The organism is Streptomyces sp. NBC_01454 (assembly GCF_036227565.1).
Lineage (GTDB): Bacteria > Actinomycetota > Actinomycetes > Streptomycetales > Streptomycetaceae > Streptomyces.
Genome location: NZ_CP109460.1, coordinates 5,526,118 through 5,545,904, shown reverse-complemented (window position 1 = coordinate 5,545,904; position 19,787 = coordinate 5,526,118). Strand labels below are relative to the sequence as shown.

At 73.4% G+C, this 19,787-nt stretch carries 14 protein-coding genes; 5 read left to right on the top strand and 9 right to left on the bottom strand.

The genetic code is table 11. The features are described from left to right. Positions 1–72 precede the first annotated feature (72 nt). Positions 73–1,095 (top strand): hypothetical protein, encoded by a 1,023-nt coding sequence (locus OIU81_RS24605; RefSeq protein ID WP_329151323.1) that lies wholly within the window; start codon positions 73–75, stop codon positions 1,093–1,095. Between the two features lie 40 nt (positions 1,096–1,135). On the opposite strand, the gene OIU81_RS24600 is transcribed toward OIU81_RS24605, so the two are convergent. Beyond that, positions 1,136–2,881 (bottom strand): TIGR03767 family metallophosphoesterase, encoded by a 1,746-nt coding sequence (locus OIU81_RS24600; RefSeq protein ID WP_329151322.1) that lies wholly within the window; start codon positions 2,879–2,881, stop codon positions 1,136–1,138. A gap of 404 nt (positions 2,882–3,285) precedes the next feature. Here OIU81_RS24600 and OIU81_RS24595 point away from each other — a divergent pair, with 404 nt between their 5' ends. Further along, the gene (locus OIU81_RS24595; RefSeq protein ID WP_329151321.1) at positions 3,286–4,317 is read left to right on the top strand and encodes an aspartate-semialdehyde dehydrogenase; all 1,032 of its coding nucleotides are present in this window, start codon (positions 3,286–3,288) and stop codon (positions 4,315–4,317) included. Positions 4,318–4,391: 74 nt separating this feature from the next. On the opposite strand, the gene OIU81_RS24590 is transcribed toward OIU81_RS24595, so the two are convergent. Next, positions 4,392–4,913 (bottom strand): DUF1203 domain-containing protein, encoded by a 522-nt coding sequence (locus OIU81_RS24590; protein ID WP_329151320.1) that lies wholly within the window; start codon positions 4,911–4,913, stop codon positions 4,392–4,394. Between the two features lie 210 nt (positions 4,914–5,123). On the opposite strand from OIU81_RS24590, the gene pepN reads away from it, so the two are divergent. Further along, the gene (gene pepN, locus OIU81_RS24585; protein ID WP_329151319.1) at positions 5,124–7,712 is read left to right on the top strand and encodes an aminopeptidase N; all 2,589 of its coding nucleotides are present in this window, start codon (positions 5,124–5,126) and stop codon (positions 7,710–7,712) included. Positions 7,713–7,788: 76 nt separating this feature from the next. Here the strand turns inward: pepN and alc are convergent, their stop codons facing one another. The 6 genes from alc to OIU81_RS24555 form a co-directional block, all read right to left on the bottom strand. Further along, positions 7,789–8,940: an allantoicase gene (gene alc, locus OIU81_RS24580; RefSeq protein ID WP_329151318.1), complete on the bottom strand. Its 1,152-nt coding sequence runs from the start codon at positions 8,938–8,940 to the stop codon at positions 7,789–7,791. A gap of 91 nt (positions 8,941–9,031) precedes the next feature. Continuing rightward, positions 9,032–10,039 (bottom strand): LysR family transcriptional regulator, encoded by a 1,008-nt coding sequence (locus tag OIU81_RS24575; RefSeq protein WP_329151317.1) that lies wholly within the window; start codon positions 10,037–10,039, stop codon positions 9,032–9,034. 83 nt (positions 10,040–10,122) lie between these two features. Continuing rightward, positions 10,123–11,100: an acyl-ACP desaturase gene (locus OIU81_RS24570; protein ID WP_329151316.1), complete on the bottom strand. Its 978-nt coding sequence runs from the start codon at positions 11,098–11,100 to the stop codon at positions 10,123–10,125. A gap of 241 nt (positions 11,101–11,341) precedes the next feature. Continuing rightward, entirely contained in the window at positions 11,342–11,590 is a 249-nt protein-coding gene (locus OIU81_RS24565) for a hypothetical protein (RefSeq protein WP_329151315.1), read from the bottom strand. A gap of 76 nt (positions 11,591–11,666) precedes the next feature. Beyond that, a complete protein-coding gene (malQ, locus tag OIU81_RS24560) occupies positions 11,667–13,886 on the bottom strand; it encodes a 4-alpha-glucanotransferase (RefSeq protein WP_329151314.1) in 2,220 nt (739 codons plus the stop codon). Positions 13,887–13,892: 6 nt separating this feature from the next. Continuing rightward, complete coding sequence (locus tag OIU81_RS24555; RefSeq protein WP_329151313.1) at positions 13,893–14,162, bottom strand: hypothetical protein; 270 nt, start codon at positions 14,160–14,162, stop codon at positions 13,893–13,895. 467 nt (positions 14,163–14,629) lie between these two features. On the opposite strand from OIU81_RS24555, the gene OIU81_RS24550 reads away from it, so the two are divergent. Then, complete coding sequence (locus tag OIU81_RS24550; RefSeq protein ID WP_329151312.1) at positions 14,630–17,614, top strand: beta-N-acetylglucosaminidase domain-containing protein; 2,985 nt, start codon at positions 14,630–14,632, stop codon at positions 17,612–17,614. A gap of 144 nt (positions 17,615–17,758) precedes the next feature. On the opposite strand, the gene OIU81_RS24545 is transcribed toward OIU81_RS24550, so the two are convergent. Next, the gene (locus tag OIU81_RS24545; protein WP_006605595.1) at positions 17,759–18,295 is read right to left on the bottom strand and encodes an HNH endonuclease; all 537 of its coding nucleotides are present in this window, start codon (positions 18,293–18,295) and stop codon (positions 17,759–17,761) included. Between the two features lie 288 nt (positions 18,296–18,583). Here OIU81_RS24545 and OIU81_RS24540 point away from each other — a divergent pair, with 288 nt between their 5' ends. Next, positions 18,584–19,672, top strand: a complete 1,089-nt coding sequence (locus OIU81_RS24540; protein ID WP_329151311.1) for a mechanosensitive ion channel family protein — start codon at positions 18,584–18,586, stop codon at positions 19,670–19,672. Positions 19,673–19,787 lie beyond the last annotated feature (115 nt).

Sequence of the window (19,787 nt, the reverse complement as noted above, 5' to 3'; positions counted from 1 at the left end):
GGGTTGTCCGGTTTGTGGTACGAGCGTGTAACAGCGGTTAGGGGGCGGAGCGGGCGCGGGAATCTGGCCCGCATGAACCACGACACCCCGCTCTCCCCCCTCCCCCTCCGCCACCTCTCCGACGTCCACTGCCGGGTGATGACCACCCGTCAGCTGCGCGAGCACGGCGTCGCCGCGGCGGAGACCACCGAACGCTGCCGCGCCGGCGGCGCCTGGCAGCAACTGCTCCCGGGCGTCTATCTGCTGCACCCGGGGCCGCCCACCAGCGAGGAACGGCTCCAGGCGGTGCTGCTGTACGCCAGTCACCGGGGGCCGACCGTGCCCCGGCAGGGCGCCGCGTCCGAGGACGCCCCCGAGGCGATGATCACGGGCCTGGCGGCGCTGGCCCTGCACGGCTTCACCGAGGCGCCCGCGCTGCTCGCCCTGGACCGCATCGAGGTGCTGGTCTCGCGCACCCGGCGGCTGCGCTCGTCCGGTTTCGCGCGGATCCTGCGGGCCGTGGAGCTGCCCGTCGCCCAGGAGATCACCGGGATGCCGGCCGCGCCGGTGCCGCGCGCGCTGGCGGACGCGGTCGGCGGGCTCACCGACGCCCCCACCGTGCGCCGGCTGCTGACCGAGGCGGTGCGCGGCGGCCACTGCGAGGCGACCGCGGTGGTACGGGAGCTGAGCCAGGCCCGGTTGCTGACCCGGCCGCACGTGGCCGACGCGGTGGACACCCTGCTGGCCGAGGGCCGGGCACTGGCCGAGCAGCGGCTCTACGCCATGGTGCGGGCGCAGGGGCTGCCCGATCCGCTGTGGAACGTCGATCTGCGGCTGCCGGGCGGGCCGCACCTGGGCGGCGTGGACGCCTTCTGGCCCGAGCACGGGGTGGCCCTGGAGATCGACACCCGGGCGCCCCGCCCCGAGGAGGACCCGCTGGCCTCCCCGTTCTTCCACAAGCGCGAGCACCTGGAGCGGCTGGGCATCACGGTCGTGCGCTGCCTGCCCCGCACCCTGCGCGAGGCGCCGGACCAGCAGGCCGCGGTGGTCCGTACGGCCCTGATGGCGGCCGGGGACCGGGAGCAGGGTGCGTATGTGGTGGTCCTGCCGCGCTAGCCGGGCGCGCCCGGGGGCCGCCCGTGCCGTACGGGCGCCGTCAGCGCCGCTTGAGCAGCAGCTCGACGTTGCGGTCCCGGGACGTGCCGGCGAGGTCGGAACGGGCCTCGGGCGCGTTGAACGACAGCTCGCGGTAGAGGGCTGCCAGCCCGGTCTGCGAGAGGTCGGTGAAGTCCGTGCGGTGCGGGGCGGCCGACTCGACCAGGGTGGCGAACAGCGACACGGTGCCGTCGTGGTTGTCGACCAGCTCGATGACCCGGGCCAGTTGCGGGAAGTCGATGTGCGAGGCGGTGGAGATCTCCCAGAAGCTGCCGTGCGCGAGGATCTCGTTCTTGTGGCTGTGGCCGTTGATCCAGCCGGCGACCCGGGGGTGCGCGGCCAGCACCTCGACCAGCTCCGGACCGCCGTGCCGCTTCTCGTGCGGGTGGGCCGGGTCGGGCCGGGTGTTGTTCATGCTCTTGCTGGTGTGGTGGCTGAAGACCAGGACATGCAGCTTGTCCCCCTTCTCGTTCTTCTTCAGCACCCCTTCCAGCCAGCGCAGCTGGGCGTCCCCGACCGAGCCGGTGTAGTGGCCGCCGGGGTCGGTGGTGTCCAGGCTGATTCCGAGGACGTCATCGGAGATCTTGAAGGTGTAGTAGAGCCGGTTGCCGTCCAGATGCGCCTGGGTGTAGCCGTGGCCGTGCGGGCCGGGGCCGGTGCGCGCGGGGTCGAGGTGGGCGCGCAGGTATTCCGCCCGGGTGAAGGGGGCGCGCCGCTCGTCGGGGGTGACCCTCCTGGCCTGCTTGCTGTGCGAGGTCAGCAGGCGCTTGAAGTCCGCCCCCCGGGGGTCGAGACCGTCCTTGACCGCCTTCCACACCTTCGCGGCCTCGGCGGCGGGCAGCGTCTCCAGTTTGCGGCCCCCGGTGGCGATCTCGGTCCAGAAGGGGTCGCCGGGGGCGTAGCAGCCGCCGGGCAGCGAGTCGTGGTTACCGACCGTGGAGTACCAGGGCAGCCGCAGACCCGGGCTGTGCACGGTGCGGATCGCCGCCTGGAGGAAGCCGTGCAGATGCGGGAAGCCCGCCTTCTTGTCGGCGTCGCGCAGCGCGCTGTCCGGCTGCCAGTACAGCTTCAGCCCGCTGTCCTGGACGCCCTCGTAGCGGCGCGGGTCGCCGGAGTTCGGGGTGATCCGGCCGCCGCTCATCGCGGTCAGGAACCACTCCAGCTCCAGCTTGGAGTTGTTGTCGGTGTTGTCGCCCGTGGTCATCACGAACGACAGCGGGGCACCGGTGGCGGGCCCGCCGGGCAGCGCGTTGACCCGCTCGATCAGCGACACGACCCCGGCCACCGACAGCGCCTCCTGCGGCCGCCAGGCGCTGGCGGTCTCGGCGCGCAGGTACTCGTAGCGCAGCGGGCTCTGCACATCGACCAGGTGCAGGTCGGTGAACTGCACGAACGACGCCAGGGCGGTCCGCCGGCGCTCGCGCCCGCCGTGTGCGGTGCCCAGGTCGGCGCGTACCACCCGGTTCCAGGCGGGGCCGTCGCCGAGCCGGCGGTAGCCCGCGCCGCCGCGCGGGGCGGCCACGCTGCCGAGGGTGGTGCCCTTGGTGTACGGCACATGGGGGACGGCGGGGGCGTCGACCGGGACCGGCGCGGCCGGGGCCGGACCGGTGGTGACGGTGGCGGCCTGGGCCGGCCGGTCCGGGCCGACGCCGAAGGCGAGCCCCAGCCCGGTCGCGGCGCCGACGGCCCCGGTGGCCGTGAGGAACGAACGGCGGTCGAAGGTGGCGGCGGACCGTATACGGGACATACGCGGGCTCCCCGAGTGCGAACGCGAAGGCGGCCGGGCAGCACAACTGCCCTGTCACCTGGGATGGTTGGCATCGGGAATGACCTGTGCGTGAACGCCACCGCAACGCGGGGAACCCATCACCGCACAGGGATCTGCCGGCCACCGGCCGGTCACGGAGCCCTGTCCGGGGGTGTCGCCGGCGGTCACCGGATGTTCACCCCGCGGGGTACCCGCAGCGCACACCGCGGAACCATCACCACACACCGTGAACAGGGCGGCACGCTCCGTCCGCGTACACCCTCCCGACCCGCCACGGAATGGAACGGATTGGACAAGGCGACGGGTGTCACACACATGATGGAGGCACTACTGAGCAGGTGTTCCGAGCAGACACCCCAGTCAGGCCAGAAAGAAGGAGTCCCATGAGGATCGGAATCGTCGGAGCCACCGGACAGGTCGGCGGCGTGGTGCGAGGCATCCTCGCCGAGCGGAACTTCCCGGTGGAGCAGCTGCGGCTGTTCGCTTCGGCCCGGTCCGCCGGACGTACGCTGCCCTGGCAGGACACCGAGATCACGGTCGAGGACGCTTCCACCGCCGACTACTCGGCGCTGGACATCGTGATCTTCTCGGCCGGCGGCGCCACCTCCAAGGCGCTGGCGGAGAAGGTCGCCGACGCCGGCCCGGTCGTGATCGACAACTCCTCGGCCTGGCGCCGTGACCCCGAGGTCCCGCTGGTCGTCTCCGAGGTCAACCCGTCGGCGATCACCGAGCGCCCCAAGGGGATCATCGCCAACCCGAACTGCACCACCATGGCCGCGATGCCGGTGCTGCGCCCGCTGCACGACGAGGCCGGTCTGGTCTCGCTGGTCGTCTCGACCTACCAGGCGGTCTCCGGCAGCGGTCTGGCCGGTGTGGAGGAGCTGGACGGCCAGGTCCGCAAGGCCGTCGAGCAGGACGCCACCAAGCTGACGCACGACGGCTCGGCCGTGGAGTTCCCCGAGCCGGACAAGTACGTCCGCCCGATCGCCTTCAATGTGCTGCCGATGGCCGGCGCGATCGTCGACGACGGGCTGAACGAGACCGACGAGGAGCAAAAGCTCCGCAACGAGAGCCGCAAGATCCTGGAGATCCCGGACCTGAAGGTGTCCGGCACCTGCGTCCGTGTCCCGGTCTTCACCGGCCACTCGTTGCAGATCAACGCCCGTTTCGCGCGTCCGATCAGCCCCGCCCGCGCCCAGGAGCTGCTGGCCGGCGCCCCCGGCGTCACCCTCTCCGACGTGCCCACCCCGCTCCAGGCCGCCGGCCAGGACGCGTCCTTCGTGGGCCGGATCCGCGCCGACGAGACCGCCGAGAACGGCCTGTCGCTGTTCGTCTCCAACGACAACCTCCGCAAGGGCGCGGCGCTGAACGCCGTCCAGATCGCGGAGCTGGTCGCGGCCGAGCTGCGCGGCTGACCGCCGCACACCCGCCACGAGGTGCCCGTACGGAGTCTCCGTACGGGCACCCGTCCGTTCCGGGCGCCGCCGGCTCAGCCCCGGCGGACCTCGAACAGGAAGCAGCCGTACTCCACGGCCCGGACGTGCGCCAGCGCCACCTGCGGGTCCGCGAACGCCTCGTCGAGGGCCGCGTCCAGGGCGGCGCCCGCGTCCCCGGGGATCTCCAGGAGCCGGCCGCCGGCGATGTGCCCGGCGGCGTCGTAGCGGCGCACCGTGCGCAGCGCGCCGGGCCGGCCGGCCGGATGGTCCGCCGCGGCGGGGCTCGGCCCGGCGCACTCCTCGGCGTGGATGAACACCGGGCCGGTCTCTTCGTAGGCCCCGGGCCGCGCGCCGGTCGCGGCCGCCCAGCGGCGCAGCGGCGCGTACGAGACCAGCGCGACCGGCTCGCCGGCCCGGATGCCCCGCAGACAGCAGCGCAGCGGACTGCCGACACAGTCCAGCGGCACCCCGTCCACGCGCGCGGTGAACGGCTCGGCGGGCCGCCCGGCGTCGTCGGTGACGCGGAGTTCCGCAAGGGCGGCGGGAGGGATCGGAAGCGGGGTGTAGGTCGTCATACGGCCAGCATCGGCCCGCACCCGGGGCATGTGCTGGCGGCAATCGGACGCCGCGCTCCCCCGCCCGGGGACCACGCCGGCGCCCGTCGCGCCGCGGCGCTCCCTCCGGGCCCCGCCCGGCACCGGAAATACGCCCCCGCCCGAGCCCCTGCCACATGGAAGGATGGCCGAAAGTTCCGATGCAATGACCAATGCGAAGGAGACGAACGGGTGCCTGGCACGAATCTGACCCGCGACGAGGCGCAGCAGCGGGCGCGCCTGCTGACCGTGGACGCGTATGAGATCGATCTCGACCTCTCCGGCGCGCAGGAGGGGGGAGACGCGGACGACGGCGGCCACGGCACGTTCCGCTCCGTGACCACGGTGCGGTTCGACTCGGCCGAGGCGGGCGCGGACACCTTCATCGACCTGGTCGCGCCGGCCGTGCACGAGGTCCGGCTCAACGGCGAGGCGCTGGACGCGGGCGAGGTGTTCAAGGACTCGCGGATCGCGCTGGCGGGGCTGCGGGCCGGCCGTAACGAATTGCGGGTCGTGGCGGACTGCGCCTACACCAACACCGGTGAGGGGCTGCACCGTTTTGTCGACCCGGTGGACCAGCAGGCCTATCTGTACACACAGTTCGAGGTGCCGGATGCGCGGCGGGTGTACGCGTCCTTCGAGCAGCCGGATCTGAAGGCGACATTCCAGTTCACCGTGAAGGCTCCGGAGGGCTGGACGGTGATCTCCAATTCGCCGACGCCGGAGCCGAGCGGCACCGTCTGGCGCTTCGAGCCGACGCCGCGGATCTCCACCTACATCACGGCGCTGATCGCCGGTCCGTACCACAGCGTGCACAGCAGCTACGAGAAGGACGGGCGGTCGGTGCCGCTGGGCATCTACTGCCGGCCGTCGCTGGCCGAGCACCTGGACGCGGAGGAGATCTTCGAGGTCACCCGGCAGGGCTTCGCATGGTTCCAGGAGAAGTTCGACTACGCGTACCCCTTCGCGAAGTACGACCAGCTCTTCGTGCCGGAGTTCAACGCCGGCGCGATGGAGAACGCGGGCGCGGTGACCATCCGCGACCAGTACGTCTTCCGGTCGAAGGTGACGGACGCGGCGTACGAGGTGCGCGCGGAGACGATCCTGCACGAGCTGGCGCACATGTGGTTCGGCGACCTGGTCACCATGGAGTGGTGGAACGACCTGTGGCTGAACGAGTCGTTCGCCACCTACACCTCGATCGCCTGCCAGGCCTACGCCCCGGGCTCGAAGTGGCCGCACTCGTGGACGACGTTCGCCAACTCCATGAAGACCTGGGCCTACCGGCAGGACCAGCTGCCGTCGACCCACCCGATCATGGCCGAGATCAACGACCTCGACGACGTCCTGGTCAACTTCGACGGCATCACCTATGCCAAGGGCGCCAGCGTCCTCAAGCAGCTGGTCGCCTACGTCGGCATGGACGAGTTCTTCCAGGGCGTGCAGGCCTACTTCAAGGCGCACGCGTTCAAGAACACCCGGCTGTCGGATCTGCTCGGCGCGCTGGAGAAGACCAGCGGGCGGGATCTGAAGACCTGGTCGAAGAAGTGGCTGGAGACCGCGGGGATCAACATCCTGCGGCCGGAGATCGAGGTGGACGCCGAGGGCGTGATCACCTCCTTCGCGGTGAAGCAGGAGGCTCCGGCGCTGCCGCCGGGCGCCAAGGGCGAGCCGGTGCTGCGCCCGCACCGCATCGCGATCGGCTCGTATGAGCTGCGGGACGGCAAGCTGGTGCGCACCGGGCGGATCGAACTGGACGTGGACGGTGCGCTGACCCCGGTACCGCAGCTGACCGGCACCCGGCGGCCCGACGTCTTCCTCCTCAACGACGACGACCTGTCGTACGCCAAGGTCCGGCTGGACGAGGCGTCGCTGAAGACCGTCACCGAGCACCTCGGGGACTTCACCGAGTCGCTGCCGCGCGCCCTGTCGTGGGCCTCGGCCTGGGACATGACGCGGGACGCCGAACTCCCCGCCCGTGACTACCTCTCGCTCGTGCTGTCCGGCATCGGCAAGGAGTCGGACATCGGCGTGGTCCAGTCGCTGCACCGCCAGGTGAAGCTGGCCCTGGACCTGTACGCGGCCCCGGAGTGGCGCGAGCAGGGGCTGACGGCCTGGACGACGGAGACCCTGGAGCAGCTGCGGGCGGCCGCGCCGGGCAGCGACCACCAGCTGGCGTTGGCCCGCGCGTTCGCCGCCTCGGCGCGTACGGAGGAGCAACTGGACCTGCTGCAGGGCCTGTTGGACGGCACCGAGGAGATCTCCGGGCTGGCCGTGGACACCGAGCTGCGCTGGTCGCTGGTGCAGCGGCTGGCCGCCACCGGCCGGGCGGACGAGAAGGCCATCGCGGCCGAGCTGGAGCGGGACAAGACCTCGGCCGGCGAGCGGCACGCCGCGACCGCGCGCGCGGCGCGGCCGACCGCGGAGGCGAAGGCAGGTGCCTGGGCCTCGGTCGTGGAGTCGGACAAGCTCCCCAACGCCGTGCAGGAAGCCGTCATCGGCGGCTTCGTGCAGACCGACCAGCGCGAGCTGCTGGCGTCGTACACCGCGAAGTACTTCGACGCGGTGAAGGACATCTGGAACTCCCGCAGCCACGAGATGGCGCAGCAGATCGCGGTGGGTCTCTACCCGGCGCTGCAGGTGTCGCAGGAGACGCTGGACGCGACGGACGCCTGGCTGGCCTCGGCCGAGCCGAGCGCCGCGCTGCGCCGGCTGATCACCGAGTCGCGGGCCGGGATCGAGCGCGCGCTGAAGGCGCAGGCGGCGGACGCGGCGGCGTAAGCGGCCCCCTCCCCCTGACGGGCCCCCACCGCACCGGCGGTGGGGGCCCGTCGTGTGCCGGGTGCCGGACGGCGGCTCAGCCGCTCAGCTCGTCGAAGCGGCGGACGAGGGCGGCGCGGCCGCTGTCGGTCAGTTCACCGTGCACCCGCATCCGCGCCAGGCCGCCGTCGGGGAAGACGTCCAGCCGGACATGGGTGGCGGTGGCGGCCCTCGGCAGCCGGAAGCGGTGCGGGGTGTCGGGCTGCAGGGCGGTGCGCGGCAGGATCTCGAACCAGGCCGACGCGTCCGCCGGGTCGGCCGACTCCGCGTCGCAGCCGTACAGCGCCGCCCAGCCCGCGGAGTTGCCCTTGAGGTACGCGGTGTCGATCTCCACGGCGCGGATCTCGCCCCGGGCGGCGAGGCGGAAGCGCACCCAGTCGTTCGTGCCCCTGACCCGGCGGCGGCGGTTCTCCCAGCCGTCGTCCATCTTGCGGGACAGGTCGGGCCGGATGAGCTGGGTGGGCGAGGAGTAGAAGCGGTCGGAGGCGTCCTCGACGGTGCCGCCGTGCATCACGGAGGCCAGGTCGAGGGTGCCGAGCACATCGAGCCACTCCGGGTCGGGTACGACCTCGCCGTGGACCCGGAGACGGGCGATGCCGCCGTCGGGGTGCTGCTTGAGGCGGAGGTGGGTGAAGCGGCGCTCGGCGTCGACCGCGAAGCCGTTGGCGGCGTGGCCGCGGACCGGCGTGCGCGGGAGAAGCTCCTCCCACGTCACGTCGTCGGCGAGCAGCTCCCGGGGGCCGGGGCTGCCGGGCAGCGCGGTGGCCTCGACGGATATCTGCTGCGGGTAGTTGCCGCGGAAGTGGGCGGTGTCGACGACGATGCCGCGGATCACGCCGGGGGCGGCGAGGCGGATCAGTGCCCAGTCGTGCTCGTGGTCGGCCGGGAAGGGATGCTCGCCGTCCGCGCCGCGGCGGCGCCGGGTCTCCCAGCCGTCCATGATCTTGCCCTTGTGGCCGAAGCGCTCGGGGGCGAAGACCGCGGGAGTGGGCGTCAGCAGGTTCTCGCGCTCGGCGAAGAACTCGTCGTTCGCGGCGATGACCCCGGCGCCGAGGCGGCGGTCGGCGAGATCGACGAGCGAGGTGAAGGGGAAGTCCCCGCCGCGGTAGTCGGCGTAGGGGTCTCCGCCGCCGTACGGGGCGGCGTCGTTCGCGTGCGGATCGTGGCTGCCGGCAGGGAGGCTGGTCATCGTGGCCTTTCGACGGGGCCGAAGGAGCGGACCACTCCACGGTCGCAGCGGGCCACCCCTCAGGTCCATCGAAAGTTTTTGAGGAATACGTTCAGTCCAGCTGAACGGTTGGCTCCTCCGGCGCCTGGGCGGCGGCCGCCCGCCGCAGCGCCGCCAGCACCCGGGCGAGCCCCGGCGCCCCTTCCGCACCGCGCCGGACGGCGGCGATCACATGCCGCCGCGGCCGGTCGGCGCGCAGGACCCGCAGCGCCACTCCCCCGCCGGCGGCTTCCTCCCGTGCGCCGCCCTCCCCTGCGCCGCCCTCGCTTGCGATGCCCTCCCGTGCGCGGCCGCCGATGCCGCCCGCCATCGCCATCCGGGGCACCAGCGCGACCCCCATCCCCGCCGCGACCATCGCCCAGATCGCGCTCCAGTCGGCGGCGGCGTGTGCCTGCTCGGGCACGAACCCGGCGCTTTCACAGACGGTGGTGGTGATCTGCGACCAGGGGCCGCTGCTGCCGAAGATCCAGGGCTCGTCCGCCAGATCGGCCAGCCGCAGCCCCGGCTCGGCCGCCAGCCGGTGACCGGCCGGCAGCGCCACGTCCAGCGGGTCGGCCAGCAGCGAGACCCGGCTGAACCTGGGGTCGCGCGGGGTGGGGGCGTGCGCCGCCAGGGACAGCGCCAGATCCACGCTGCCGTGCGCCAGCAGCTCGTACGCGGCCTCCGCCTCCGTCTCCCGTACGACGACCGACAGCCCCGGGTGACTGCGGCGCAGCTCCTGGACGGCGGGCACCACCAGCGCGGGGAGGGCGGTGGCGAACGCGCCGACCCGTACCTGGCCCGTCTCGCCCCGGAGGTGGCCGAGCAGATCGGCGTCCGCGCGCTCCAGCTCGGCGAAGACCGCGTCGGCATGCCGCAGCACCAGCTGCGCGGCGTCGGTCAGCCGCACCCGCCGGCCGTGGGCCTCCAGCAGCGTCACCCCGAGCGCCCTGGCCAGCCCGGTCAGCTGCTGCGAGACCGCGGAGGGCGTCATGTGCAGCGCCTGGGCGGTCGCGGTGACCGTGCCCCGCTCGTGGAGGGTGCGCAGGATGTGCAGCTTCTTGAGGTCCCAGTCGGCCATGCGGGCAGCGTACGCATCCGCCGGTACGGGCAGCGGGTGCCACGGACCGCGGCGGGGACGGACCCCGCCCGCGGCCGGCCGGTTCAGCCGCGCTTGGCCTGGCGGCGGGCGAGGATGGCCGCCTGTCGCTCGTCGAACTTCCGCGCCTGGCCGTCCAGGCCGTCCATGTACAGCCCCAGCTCCTCCTGCGCCGCCAGTCCCGCCGGGCCCAGGCCGCCGATCTCCAGCACCTTCAGGTAGCGCAGCACCGGCTGGAGCACATCGTCGTGGTGGATGCGCATGTTGTAGATGCCGCCGATGGCCATCCGGGCCGCCGAGCGCTCGAAGCCGGGCATGCCGTGGCCGGGCATCCGGAAGCCGGTGACGACGTCGCGCACCGCGCACATGGTCTGGTCGGGCGCCAACTCGAAGGCCGCACCGAGGAGGTTGCGGTAGAAGATCATGTGGAGGTTCTCGTCGGTGGCGATCCGGGCGAGCATCCGGTCGCAGACCGGGTCACCGGAGTGGTGCCCGGTGTTGCGGTGCGAGATCCGGGTGGCCAGCTCCTGGAAGGCGACGTACGCCACCGAGTGCAGCATGCTGTGCGAGTTGTCGGACTCGAAGCCCTCCGACATGTGGGCCATGCGGAACCGCTCCAGCTCGTCCGGGTCGACGGCCCGGCTGGTGAGCAGGTAGTCGCGCATTACGATGCCGTGCCGGCCCTCCTCCGCGGTCCAGCGGTGCACCCAGGTGCCCCAGGCGCCGTCCCGGCCGAAGAGGCTGGCGATCTCGTGGTGGTAGCTGGGGAGATTGTCCTCGGTGAGGAGGTTGACCACGAGCGCGATCCGGCCGATGTCACTGACCTTGGACTGGTCGACGGACCAGGCCTCGCCCTCCATGACACCGGGGAAGTTCCGCCCGTCGCTCCACGGGACGTACTCGTGCGGCATCCACTCCTTGGCGACCTTCAGATGCCGGTTGAGTTCCTTTTCGACGACCTCTTCGAGTGCGTAGAGCAGCTGGGCGTCGCTCCAGGCGGCCTGGCCGCGCTCTCCGTTATGGCGGGCGGGGGCGATGGTCACGGGGGAACTCCTGGGGGGACGATGACCTACGGGACCGTAGGTTTGACCTACGGCCCCGTAGGTTACGTCATCGTAGGTTAGGGCCGGTTAAACATCCGCCCCCCGCAAACCGGGCGAAAATCGCGCGATAGCCGCCTCGCAACCCCTTTTTCACCTGCGCAAATATCCGGGAATGACAAAGGGCGCCACTCGGTCTTGTAACCGAGAGGCGCCCTGGGAAGCGTCGCTGTGGTGCCCGGCGTCAGCCCTTGGACTTGGCCTGCTTGCGGGGCCTGTCGCTGATCATGACCAGTCCGGCGATGATCAGGAAGAGCACGATGGGCATCGCGACATAGAGGCCGAGCGTCTGGATCACGCTCAGGCCCGGACCCGGGTCGTCACCGTCGTCGCGGGTGAGCGCAAACGCGGGGGACGACATCAGCAGCATCAGCGCGGTGCCGGCGGTGATGGTTCCGGCGCGCAGGGCATTCTTCTTGACCTTGTTGCTCACGAAGTCAACGTATCGGACGCCGTGCCGCCCCGCGCGCCCGGGGTGCACAAGCGGGCCCGGACGGGCCGGAGACGGCCTACAGCCGGCCGTCCGACAGCTCCCGCATCAGCGCGTGAAGCCGTGGCGAGGCCGCCAGTTCCTCCAGGGTGTGCGGGCGTCCGTCGGGGCCCGCGATCGGGAGGCGCCAGTTCGGGTACTCGTCCCACGTCCCGGGCAGATTCTGCGGGCGCCGGTCCCCCACCGCGTCGGGCAGCCAGACGCCGATCATCCGCGCCGGGGTGCGCAGCAGAAAGCGGTGGACGGCCCGGACCGCCGCCTCCTCGTCCGCCGCCCCCTCCGGCAGCAGCCCGCGCCTCGTCAACTCCCGCAGCCACTCGGCGAGTTCGTACCGGGCGCGGGAGCGCTCCCGCTCCGGCGGCCCGGCGAGCAGCCCGAGCCGCTCGCGCAGCGCGACGTCCTCGCCGGCCAGCCGGGCCGCGGTGGGCGGCAGATCGTGGGTGGTGACGGTGGCGAGACAGGCGCTGCGCCACTCGTCGGGCGCCAGGATGCGGGCGGGGGCGGCGGGTTGCGGGGCGGATGCCGGAGCGGCTTTCCGGGCCGGCTCCGGCGTGGCCGCCGCACCGGGACCGCCCGCCTCGGCCGCGCGCACCTCGGCCCGCTCGGCCCGCTCGGCCTTCTCCGTCCCGCCGGGACCGTCCGCCCCTTCCCCCGCGCCGTTCCCGTAGTCCCGCTCGAACCACAGCACGGAGGTGCCCAGGACGCCCCGTGCGGCGAGCGTGCCGCGGACGCCCGGCTCGACGGTGCCCAGGTCCTCGCCGATCACCGCGGCGCCCGCGCGGTGCGCCTCCAGGGCCAGCACCGACAGCATCGCCTCGCCGTCGTAGCGGACGTAGGTGCCCTCCGTCGGCGGCCGGCCCTCCGGGACCCACCACAGCCGGAACAGCCCCATCACATGGTCGATCCGCAGCGCACCGGCATGCCGCAGCAGGTGGCGCAGCAGCTCGCGGTAGGGGGCGTAGCCCGTGGCGGCCAGGGCGTCCGGGCGCCAGGGCGGCAGCCCCCAGTCCTGGCCGCGGGCGTTGAAGGCGTCCGGCGGCGCCCCGATGGACATCCCGGCGGCGAAGGCGTCCTGCTGGGCCCAGGTGTCGGCGCCGGAGGGGTGGACGCCGACGGCGAGGTCGTGCACCAGCCCGATGCCCATCCCCGCCTCCCGCGCGGCCCGCTGCGCATCGGCCAGCTGCTGGTCGGTGAACCAGGCGAGGCGGCAGTGGAAGTCGATCCGGTCCAGCAGCTGCGGCCGCAGCCGGGCGACCCCCTCGGCCCGCGGTGCCCGCAGTTCGGCGGGCCAGCCGCGCCAGTCGGGACCGTGCCGCTCGGCGATCGCGCACCAGGTGGCGTGGTCCTCCAGGGCCTGCCCCTGCTCGGCGAGGAAGTCGCAGTACGCGGCCCGCCGGCCCGGGCTGAGCGGCACCTTCCGCAGCAGCTCCAGGGCCTCGCGCTTGAGCGCCCAGACCGCGTCCCGGTCGATCGGCGCGCCACCTTCGAGTACCCCGGCCCGCAGCGCGGCCGCCCGCGCGCCGAGCCCGTCGGCCGCCGCCCGCGCGGCGCCGGTGAGCTGGGCGTACTCCGGGATGTGCGGGATCCGCAGATGGACCGGATCGGGGAAGCGGCGCGAGGAGGGCCGGTAGGGGGACGGGTCGGTGGGCGGGCCGGGGACGGCCGCGTGCAGCGGGTTCAGCTGGACGAAGCCGGTGCCCAGGGCGCGCCCGGACCAGGCGGCGAGGTCGGCGAGGTCGCCGAGGTCGCCCATGCCCCAGGACTGCCGGGACAGCAGGGAGTAGAGCTGGACCAGGAAGCCGTGGCTGCGGCCGGGGGGTGCGGGCACCCGGTCGGGCGCGACGATCAGTGGGGCGCGGGCGCTCCGGCCGTCCGGGCTGCGCGCGAACAGCTCGTGGATGCCCAGCGGCAGCCGGGCGAGGGTCGCCGGGTCGGGCGCCCCCAGGTCCTGTGTGGCGCCGGCCTCGGTCTCCACCCGCAGGACACTGCCTGCGGGGAGCCCCGTGAGGTCGGGCGGCCGGCCCGGCCGGGCGACGACGGTGCGCGGCAGCAGGTCCGCGTCCCTGCCGTCCTCACAGGCGGCCAGGGCGGTACGGACGGCGTGCGGGGTCGAGGCGTCGACTCCCAGTGCGGCGAGCACGGCGACGACGGTGTCGCCGGCGATCTGGACGCTTCTGCCCGGTGCGGGTTCGTAGGAGGTCGCGATGCCGTGCAGCCGGGCGAGCCGCGCGCGGCCCATGGGTCCTCAGACCTCCATGGACTCCGTGCCCATACCGGCGGCTGTCGGCTCGCTGGTCAGCGGCAGCTCGGCGGCGATCGGGACCTCGCTGGTCAGCGGCGCGGCGTCGGCGAGCGGGGGCTCGCTGGTCAGGGGCGGCTCGACGAAGCTGAAGGATCCGGATCCGTCGAGCCCGGAATCGGGGTCGGACACCCCGTCGTACAGATCTGTCTCCATCGCCGCACCTCCCGGTTTCGAGGACAGAGCGTCGAGGAGCAGTTGAGCGGATGCGGCCACTGAGGGCCTCCCGTTCATCGGTAGTGGGACACGTGGGCCCTACCCACTCGACACGATCGCAGACGCATCTGCTCACGAAACGTGACCCACGTCACATTATGCCTTACGCAGGCGATTTGATGGCGGGGGACGACGGCGGGCGCAGAGAACACGGAGGAAACGGGCATCGCGCCGGAAGTTCTGCGGACCTGCGGCCCCTCGCACGGCCGCCCGCCGCACCGGCCGAAAACCGCCCATGCCCGGCCCTCCGGCACCCCGCCATGGCCTGGTTGACACTCTCACCGCCACAATGGTGGGCTCACCGCGAGAGTTGCCCGAAGAGGCACCGGCGGGGGACGACGGGGCACCGGCGGCAAGCCGGCAGGTGAGGGACGGGACGAGGAGCAGCCGTGCGAGGCCGGGGCGGATGGAGCGTCGGAAGAATCGGTAGGGGCGGCGGGGAGAGCGGCGCGGGCACCCGGGCACGGGTGGCGGGGACCACCGCGCTGGCCGCGGCGGTCATCGGGGGTCTGCTCGGCGGGGTGCCCAGCGCCCAGGCGGCGCCCGCGGACCCCGCCCTCGGCGCCCCCGACCGGCCGGACCAGCCGACCGGGGCGGGAGCGGCGCCGGCCGTCTGGCCGCGCCCGCAGTCCCTGCACAAGCTCGGCGAGGCCGTACCCCTGGGCGACCGGGCGGTGCTGGTGGCCGGGCCGGACACCGATCCGTATGCGCTGGACGTGCTGCGCGGGCTGCTGCGCGACGCCGGGGTCCACACGGTCGACACGCGCGCGCCCGGCGACCGGCTGCCCGCGTCCGGGCCGGTGTTCCGGGTCGGCGGCGCGCAGGCCGCGGACGCGCTGCGGGCACTGCGGGCACCGGCCCGCGGGGACCTGCCCGCCGGCGGCTACCGGCTCGCCGTGGGCCGGGTCGCGGGCCGGGACACCGTCGCCATGGAGGGCGTCGGCCCGGACGGGCTCTTCCACGCCGCGCAGACGCTGCGCCAGCTCGTCACCGACGGCGCACAGGAGGGCGCACCGCGCGGGGGCTCCGGCCGGCAGCTGGCCTCGGTCCTCGTCCGCGACTGGCCCGGCACGGCGGTGCGCGGCACCACCGAGGGGTTCTTCGGGCAGCCCTGGAGCCGGCCGCAGCGGCTGGCCCAGCTGGACTTCATGGGGCGCACCAAGCAGAACCGCTATCTGTACGCGCCCGGTGACGATCCGTACCGCCAGGCCCAGTGGCGCGAGCCCTACCCGGCCGCACAGCGCGCCGACTTCCGGGCGCTGGCCGAGCGGGCCCGCGCCAACCACGTCACGCTGGGCTGGGCCCTCGCCCCCGGCCAGGCGATGTGCTTCTCCTCCGAGGACGACCTGCGGGCGCTGCGGCGCAAGGTGGACGCGATGTGGGCGCTGGGGGTGCGCGCCTTCCAGCTGCAGTTCCAGGACGTCAGCTACAGCGAATGGCACTGCGACGCGGACCGGGACGCCTTCGGCACCGGCCCGCAGGCCGCGGCGAAGGCGCAGGCCCGGGTCGCCCACGCGCTCGCCGACCACCTGGCGCGGCGCCACCCCGGATCCGCGCCGCTGTCGCTGATGCCGACCGAGTACTACCAGGACGGCTCGACGCATTACCGCAGCGCGCTGTCCGACGCGCTCGACGACCGGGTGGAGGTGGCCTGGACCGGCGTGGGAGTGGTCCCGCGGACCATCACCGGCGGGGAACTGTCCGCCGCCCGCCAGGCGTTCGGCCACCCGCTGGTCACCATGGACAACTACCCGGTCAACGACTATGCCCAGGACCGGATCTTCCTCGGCCCCTACCGCGGCCGGGAGCCGGCCGTCGCCACCGGCTCCACGGCGCTGCTCGCCAACGCCATGCAGCAGCCGCTCGCCTCGCGCATCCCGCTGTTCACGGCCGCCGACTACGCCTGGAACCCGCGGGACTACCGCCCGGCGGAGTCCTGGGCCGCGGCCGTCGACGATCTGGCGGACGGCGATCAGCGGGCCCGGTCGGCGCTGCACGCGCTGGCCGGCAACGATGCGTCCTCGCTGCTGGACGGGGTCGAGTCGGGCTACCTCCAGCAGCTGATCGACCGCTTCTGGAAGGCCCGTGAGGCGGCGACCAACCACGGCCGGCCGGGCCGGGACGCGGAGTTCGCCGACGCCGCCAAGGCGCTGCGGGCCGCGTTCCACACCATGAGCACCGTGCCCCGCAACCTGCACTCCGATCTGGCCGCCGAGATCCGGCCGTGGGCCGAGCAGCTGGCCCGCTACGGCAGCGCCGGCGAACTGGCCGTGGACACGCTCATGGCGCAGGCCCGGGACGACGGCGACGCCGCCTGGTCGGCGCAGCGCCCGGTCCAGCGGCTGCGCACGGTGATCGGGCGCAGCCCTGCGACGGTCGGCAAGGGGGTGCTGGCCCCGTTCCTCCAGCGGGCGATGATCGAGGCCGACGCCTGGACCGGCGCCCGCCACGGCGCCCCCCGCCCGAACGAGGGTGCCGACCCGACGTCCCTGACGGTGCCCTTCGAGCGGGCCCGCCGGCTGGGCGCGGTCACCGCGCTGACCGAACCGGGCCCGGGCGCCGGCGCCGTCTCCCTGGAGGCGCACGTCCCGGGCGAGGGCTGGCGCCGTCTCGGCGCGCTCTCCCCGACGGGCTGGACCGAGTCGCGCACCCCCCGGCTGCGTGCCGACGCAGTCCGGCTGACCTGGGACAAGGGCACGGACGCCCCCTCCGTGCACGCGCTCACCCCGTGGTTCGACGACACCCCGCCGGCCGGGCTCGAACTCTCCCGCAAGGAGACGGACGCGCCGCCCGGCGGCACCGCGACGGTGGACGCGAGGATCTTCTCCCGCCGCCCCGGCGACGTCCGCGAGAAGCTGACCGTGAAGGCGCCCAAGGGCTTCACCGTGCGGGCGCCGCAGGAGGTCACCGCACCGCGTGGCGGCACGGCCACGGTCCGTATCGCGGTCGGTGTCCCCGAGGGCGCCCGCACCGGGACGTACCAGATCCCGGTGCACTTCCAGGGCGAGGAGCAGACGCTGACCGTGCGGGTGTACCCGCGCACCGGCGGCAAGGATCTGGCCCGCGGCGCCGTCGCCACCTCCTCCGGGGACGAGACCCCCGACTTCCCGGCCTCGGCGGCCACCGACGGCAACCCGAGGACGCGCTGGTCCTCCCCCGCCGAGGACGGTGCCTGGCTGCAGTTCGCGCTGGCCCATCCGACCCGGCTGGGCCGGCTCGTGCTGACCTGGCAGGACGCCTACGCCGCTCAATACCGCGTCCAGGTCTCGCCGGACGGCCGCAGCTGGCGCACGGCGGCCACGGTCCGTGACGGCAAGGGCGGCCGGGAGTCCGTGCGGATGGACGCCAAGGACGCGCGGTTCGTCCGCATCCAGGGCGACAAGCGGGCCACCCGCTTCGGCTACTCGCTGTGGTCGGTGGAGGCGTACGCGGTCGAGGAGCGGACGGGCTGAGCGGTCCGCCGCGGAAGCCCTCGCCGGTCATGCCGCCGGGCCCCGGCCGCCGTGGTGTCGTGCCACGGCGGCCGGGGCCCGGCGGCATGAGCCCCGGCCCGAGCGGGAGGTCCGGCACCACCGCCCGGACGGAAAAACCCGGACCTACGCCGATACGGCGTCGATCCGGGCCAGGGCGTCATCCGCGCCGTACGGCTGCAAATACGGCAGCCAGCGCGGGTCGCGATGGCCCGTGCCGATGATCCGCCACGCCAGTCCTGACGGCGGGGCGGGCTGGTGCCGCAGCCGCCAGCCGATCTCGGCGACATGGCGGTCGGCCTTGACGTGATTGCAGCGCCGGCAGGCGGCGACGACGTTCTCCCAGGTGTGCTGACCTCCGCGGCTGCGCGGGATGACGTGGTCGACGCTGGTTGCGACGCCACCGCAGTACATACAGCGCCCGCCGTCACGGGCGAACAGCGCCCGGCGGGTCAGGGGGACGGGGCCTCGAAAGGGCACCCGCACAAACCGCTTCAAGCGGACCACACTCGGAGCGGGGATGACATGGGTCGCGCTGTGCATCAGGGCGCCGGACTCCTCGAGGCTCACAGCCTTCTCATTGAGTACGAGGATGAGCGCGCGGCGGAGCGGTACGACGCCGAGCGGCTCGTACGACGCGTTGAGGACCAGGACATGCGGCACGGGTGCCTCCTTGTACGCCGGCGGCGCGTGGCTCGCGCCGGGACGATCTCCCCACAGTGTCCCCCGGTGCCTGGTCGGAGCGCCACCATGACCGAGTAACGGGCCGGAGGTGTTTTCCACCACACCCCCGCACGGCCCCGCTGGCCCTGGCTCCGTGCGGCCCCGGCGTTTTGTGGCGTGCCGAACAAGGGCGCGGACTGCCCTCGTTGCCCCGTTAGTGTGGTTGGTCTGCCCGGTCCCCGGGGACCCCCGGGTCCGGGTCTGCTGCCCCACACGGAAGGTTCGACTGTGTTCTGGTCCGCTTCGCCGGTCACCGGCGCGTCACCGCGCGCCGCCACGCCGGGCTCAAACGGCCCGACCTCGCTCGACGAGGCCACGCAGAAGGCCACCAGCGCCGCCGGCTGGGTCGGGGAGAACTGGGGGACGTGGCTCACGTCCGGCCTGAAGATCGTGCTGATCATCGTGATCGCGGTGGTGCTGCGGCATGTGATCCGGCGCACGCTCACCAAGCTCATCGAGCGGATGAACCGCACCGCGGCCGCCGCCCAGGGCACCGCGCTGGGCGGACTGCTGGTCAACGCCGAGCGCCGCCGGCAGCGCTCCGAGGCCATCGGCTCGGTACTGCGCAGCGTCGCCTCCTTTGTGATCATGGGCACAGCGGCGCTGACGGTGCTGTCCGTCCTGGAGATCAATCTGGCGCCGCTGCTGGCGAGCGCCGGTGTGGCCGGTGTCGCCATCGGTTTCGGTGCCCGCAACCTCGTCACGGACTTCCTCTCCGGGGTCTTCATGATCCTGGAGGACCAGTACGGCGTCGGTGACGAGATCGACGCGGGCGTGGCCACCGGTACGGTCATAGAGGTCGGCCTGCGCGTCACCAAGCTGCGCGGCCCCAACGGCGCGATCTGGTACATACGCAATGGTGAGGTCAAGCGGATCGGCAACCTCAGCCAGGGCTGGTCCACGGCCGCCGTCGATGTGGTGATCGCCTCCGACCAGGACCTGGAGCGCGCCCGCGACATCATCACCACCGCCGGCGAGGAGATGTCCAAGGCCGAGCCCTGGAACGAGCAGCTGTGGGAGCCGGTGGAGGTCCTCGGCCTGAGCGAGGTGCACCTGGACACGGTCACCATCAGCGTCGCGGCCAGGACCATGCCGGGCAAGGCCGCGGGGGTGGAGCGCGAACTGCGCTGGCGCATCAAGCGCGCCCTGGACGCCGCGGGCGTCCATCTCGCCCCGCGCCCGCTGCCCGAGGAGGAAGAGCAGGAGACCGCGGACCCCACCGCCGGCATCGCCGCCCCCTCGGTGCTCAACAACCCGGCCTCCCCGCAGTCCGCGGCGGCGGAACCGCTCGCGGCACCGCCGAAGACGGGGAAGTAGCCCGCCCGGGCCCGCGACCGCGGACCGCACAGGGGCGTACCGGCGACCGCCGGTGCGCCCCTTTCCGCTGTCCCGCGCGGGGCGGCACCCGGGAGCGGCCACACGCAGCGCCCGC

Bases quoted from the DNA above. Each gene is read 5' to 3' on its own strand.
- OIU81_RS24595 (WP_329151321.1), top strand. From the start codon at position 3,286: ATGAGGATCGGAATCGTCGGAGCCACCGGACAGGTCGGCGGCGTGGTG.
- OIU81_RS24605 (WP_329151323.1), top strand. From the start codon at position 73: ATGAACCACGACACCCCGCTCTCCCCCCTCCCCCTCCGCCACCTCTCC.
- OIU81_RS24575 (WP_329151317.1), bottom strand. From the start codon at position 10,039: ATGGCCGACTGGGACCTCAAGAAGCTGCACATCCTGCGCACCCTCCAC.
- OIU81_RS24590 (WP_329151320.1), bottom strand. From the start codon at position 4,913: ATGACGACCTACACCCCGCTTCCGATCCCTCCCGCCGCCCTTGCGGAA.
- alc (WP_329151318.1), bottom strand. From the start codon at position 8,940: ATGACCAGCCTCCCTGCCGGCAGCCACGATCCGCACGCGAACGACGCC.
- malQ (WP_329151314.1), bottom strand. From the start codon at position 13,886: ATGGGCCGCGCGCGGCTCGCCCGGCTGCACGGCATCGCGACCTCCTAC.
- OIU81_RS24600 (WP_329151322.1), bottom strand. From the start codon at position 2,881: ATGTCCCGTATACGGTCCGCCGCCACCTTCGACCGCCGTTCGTTCCTC.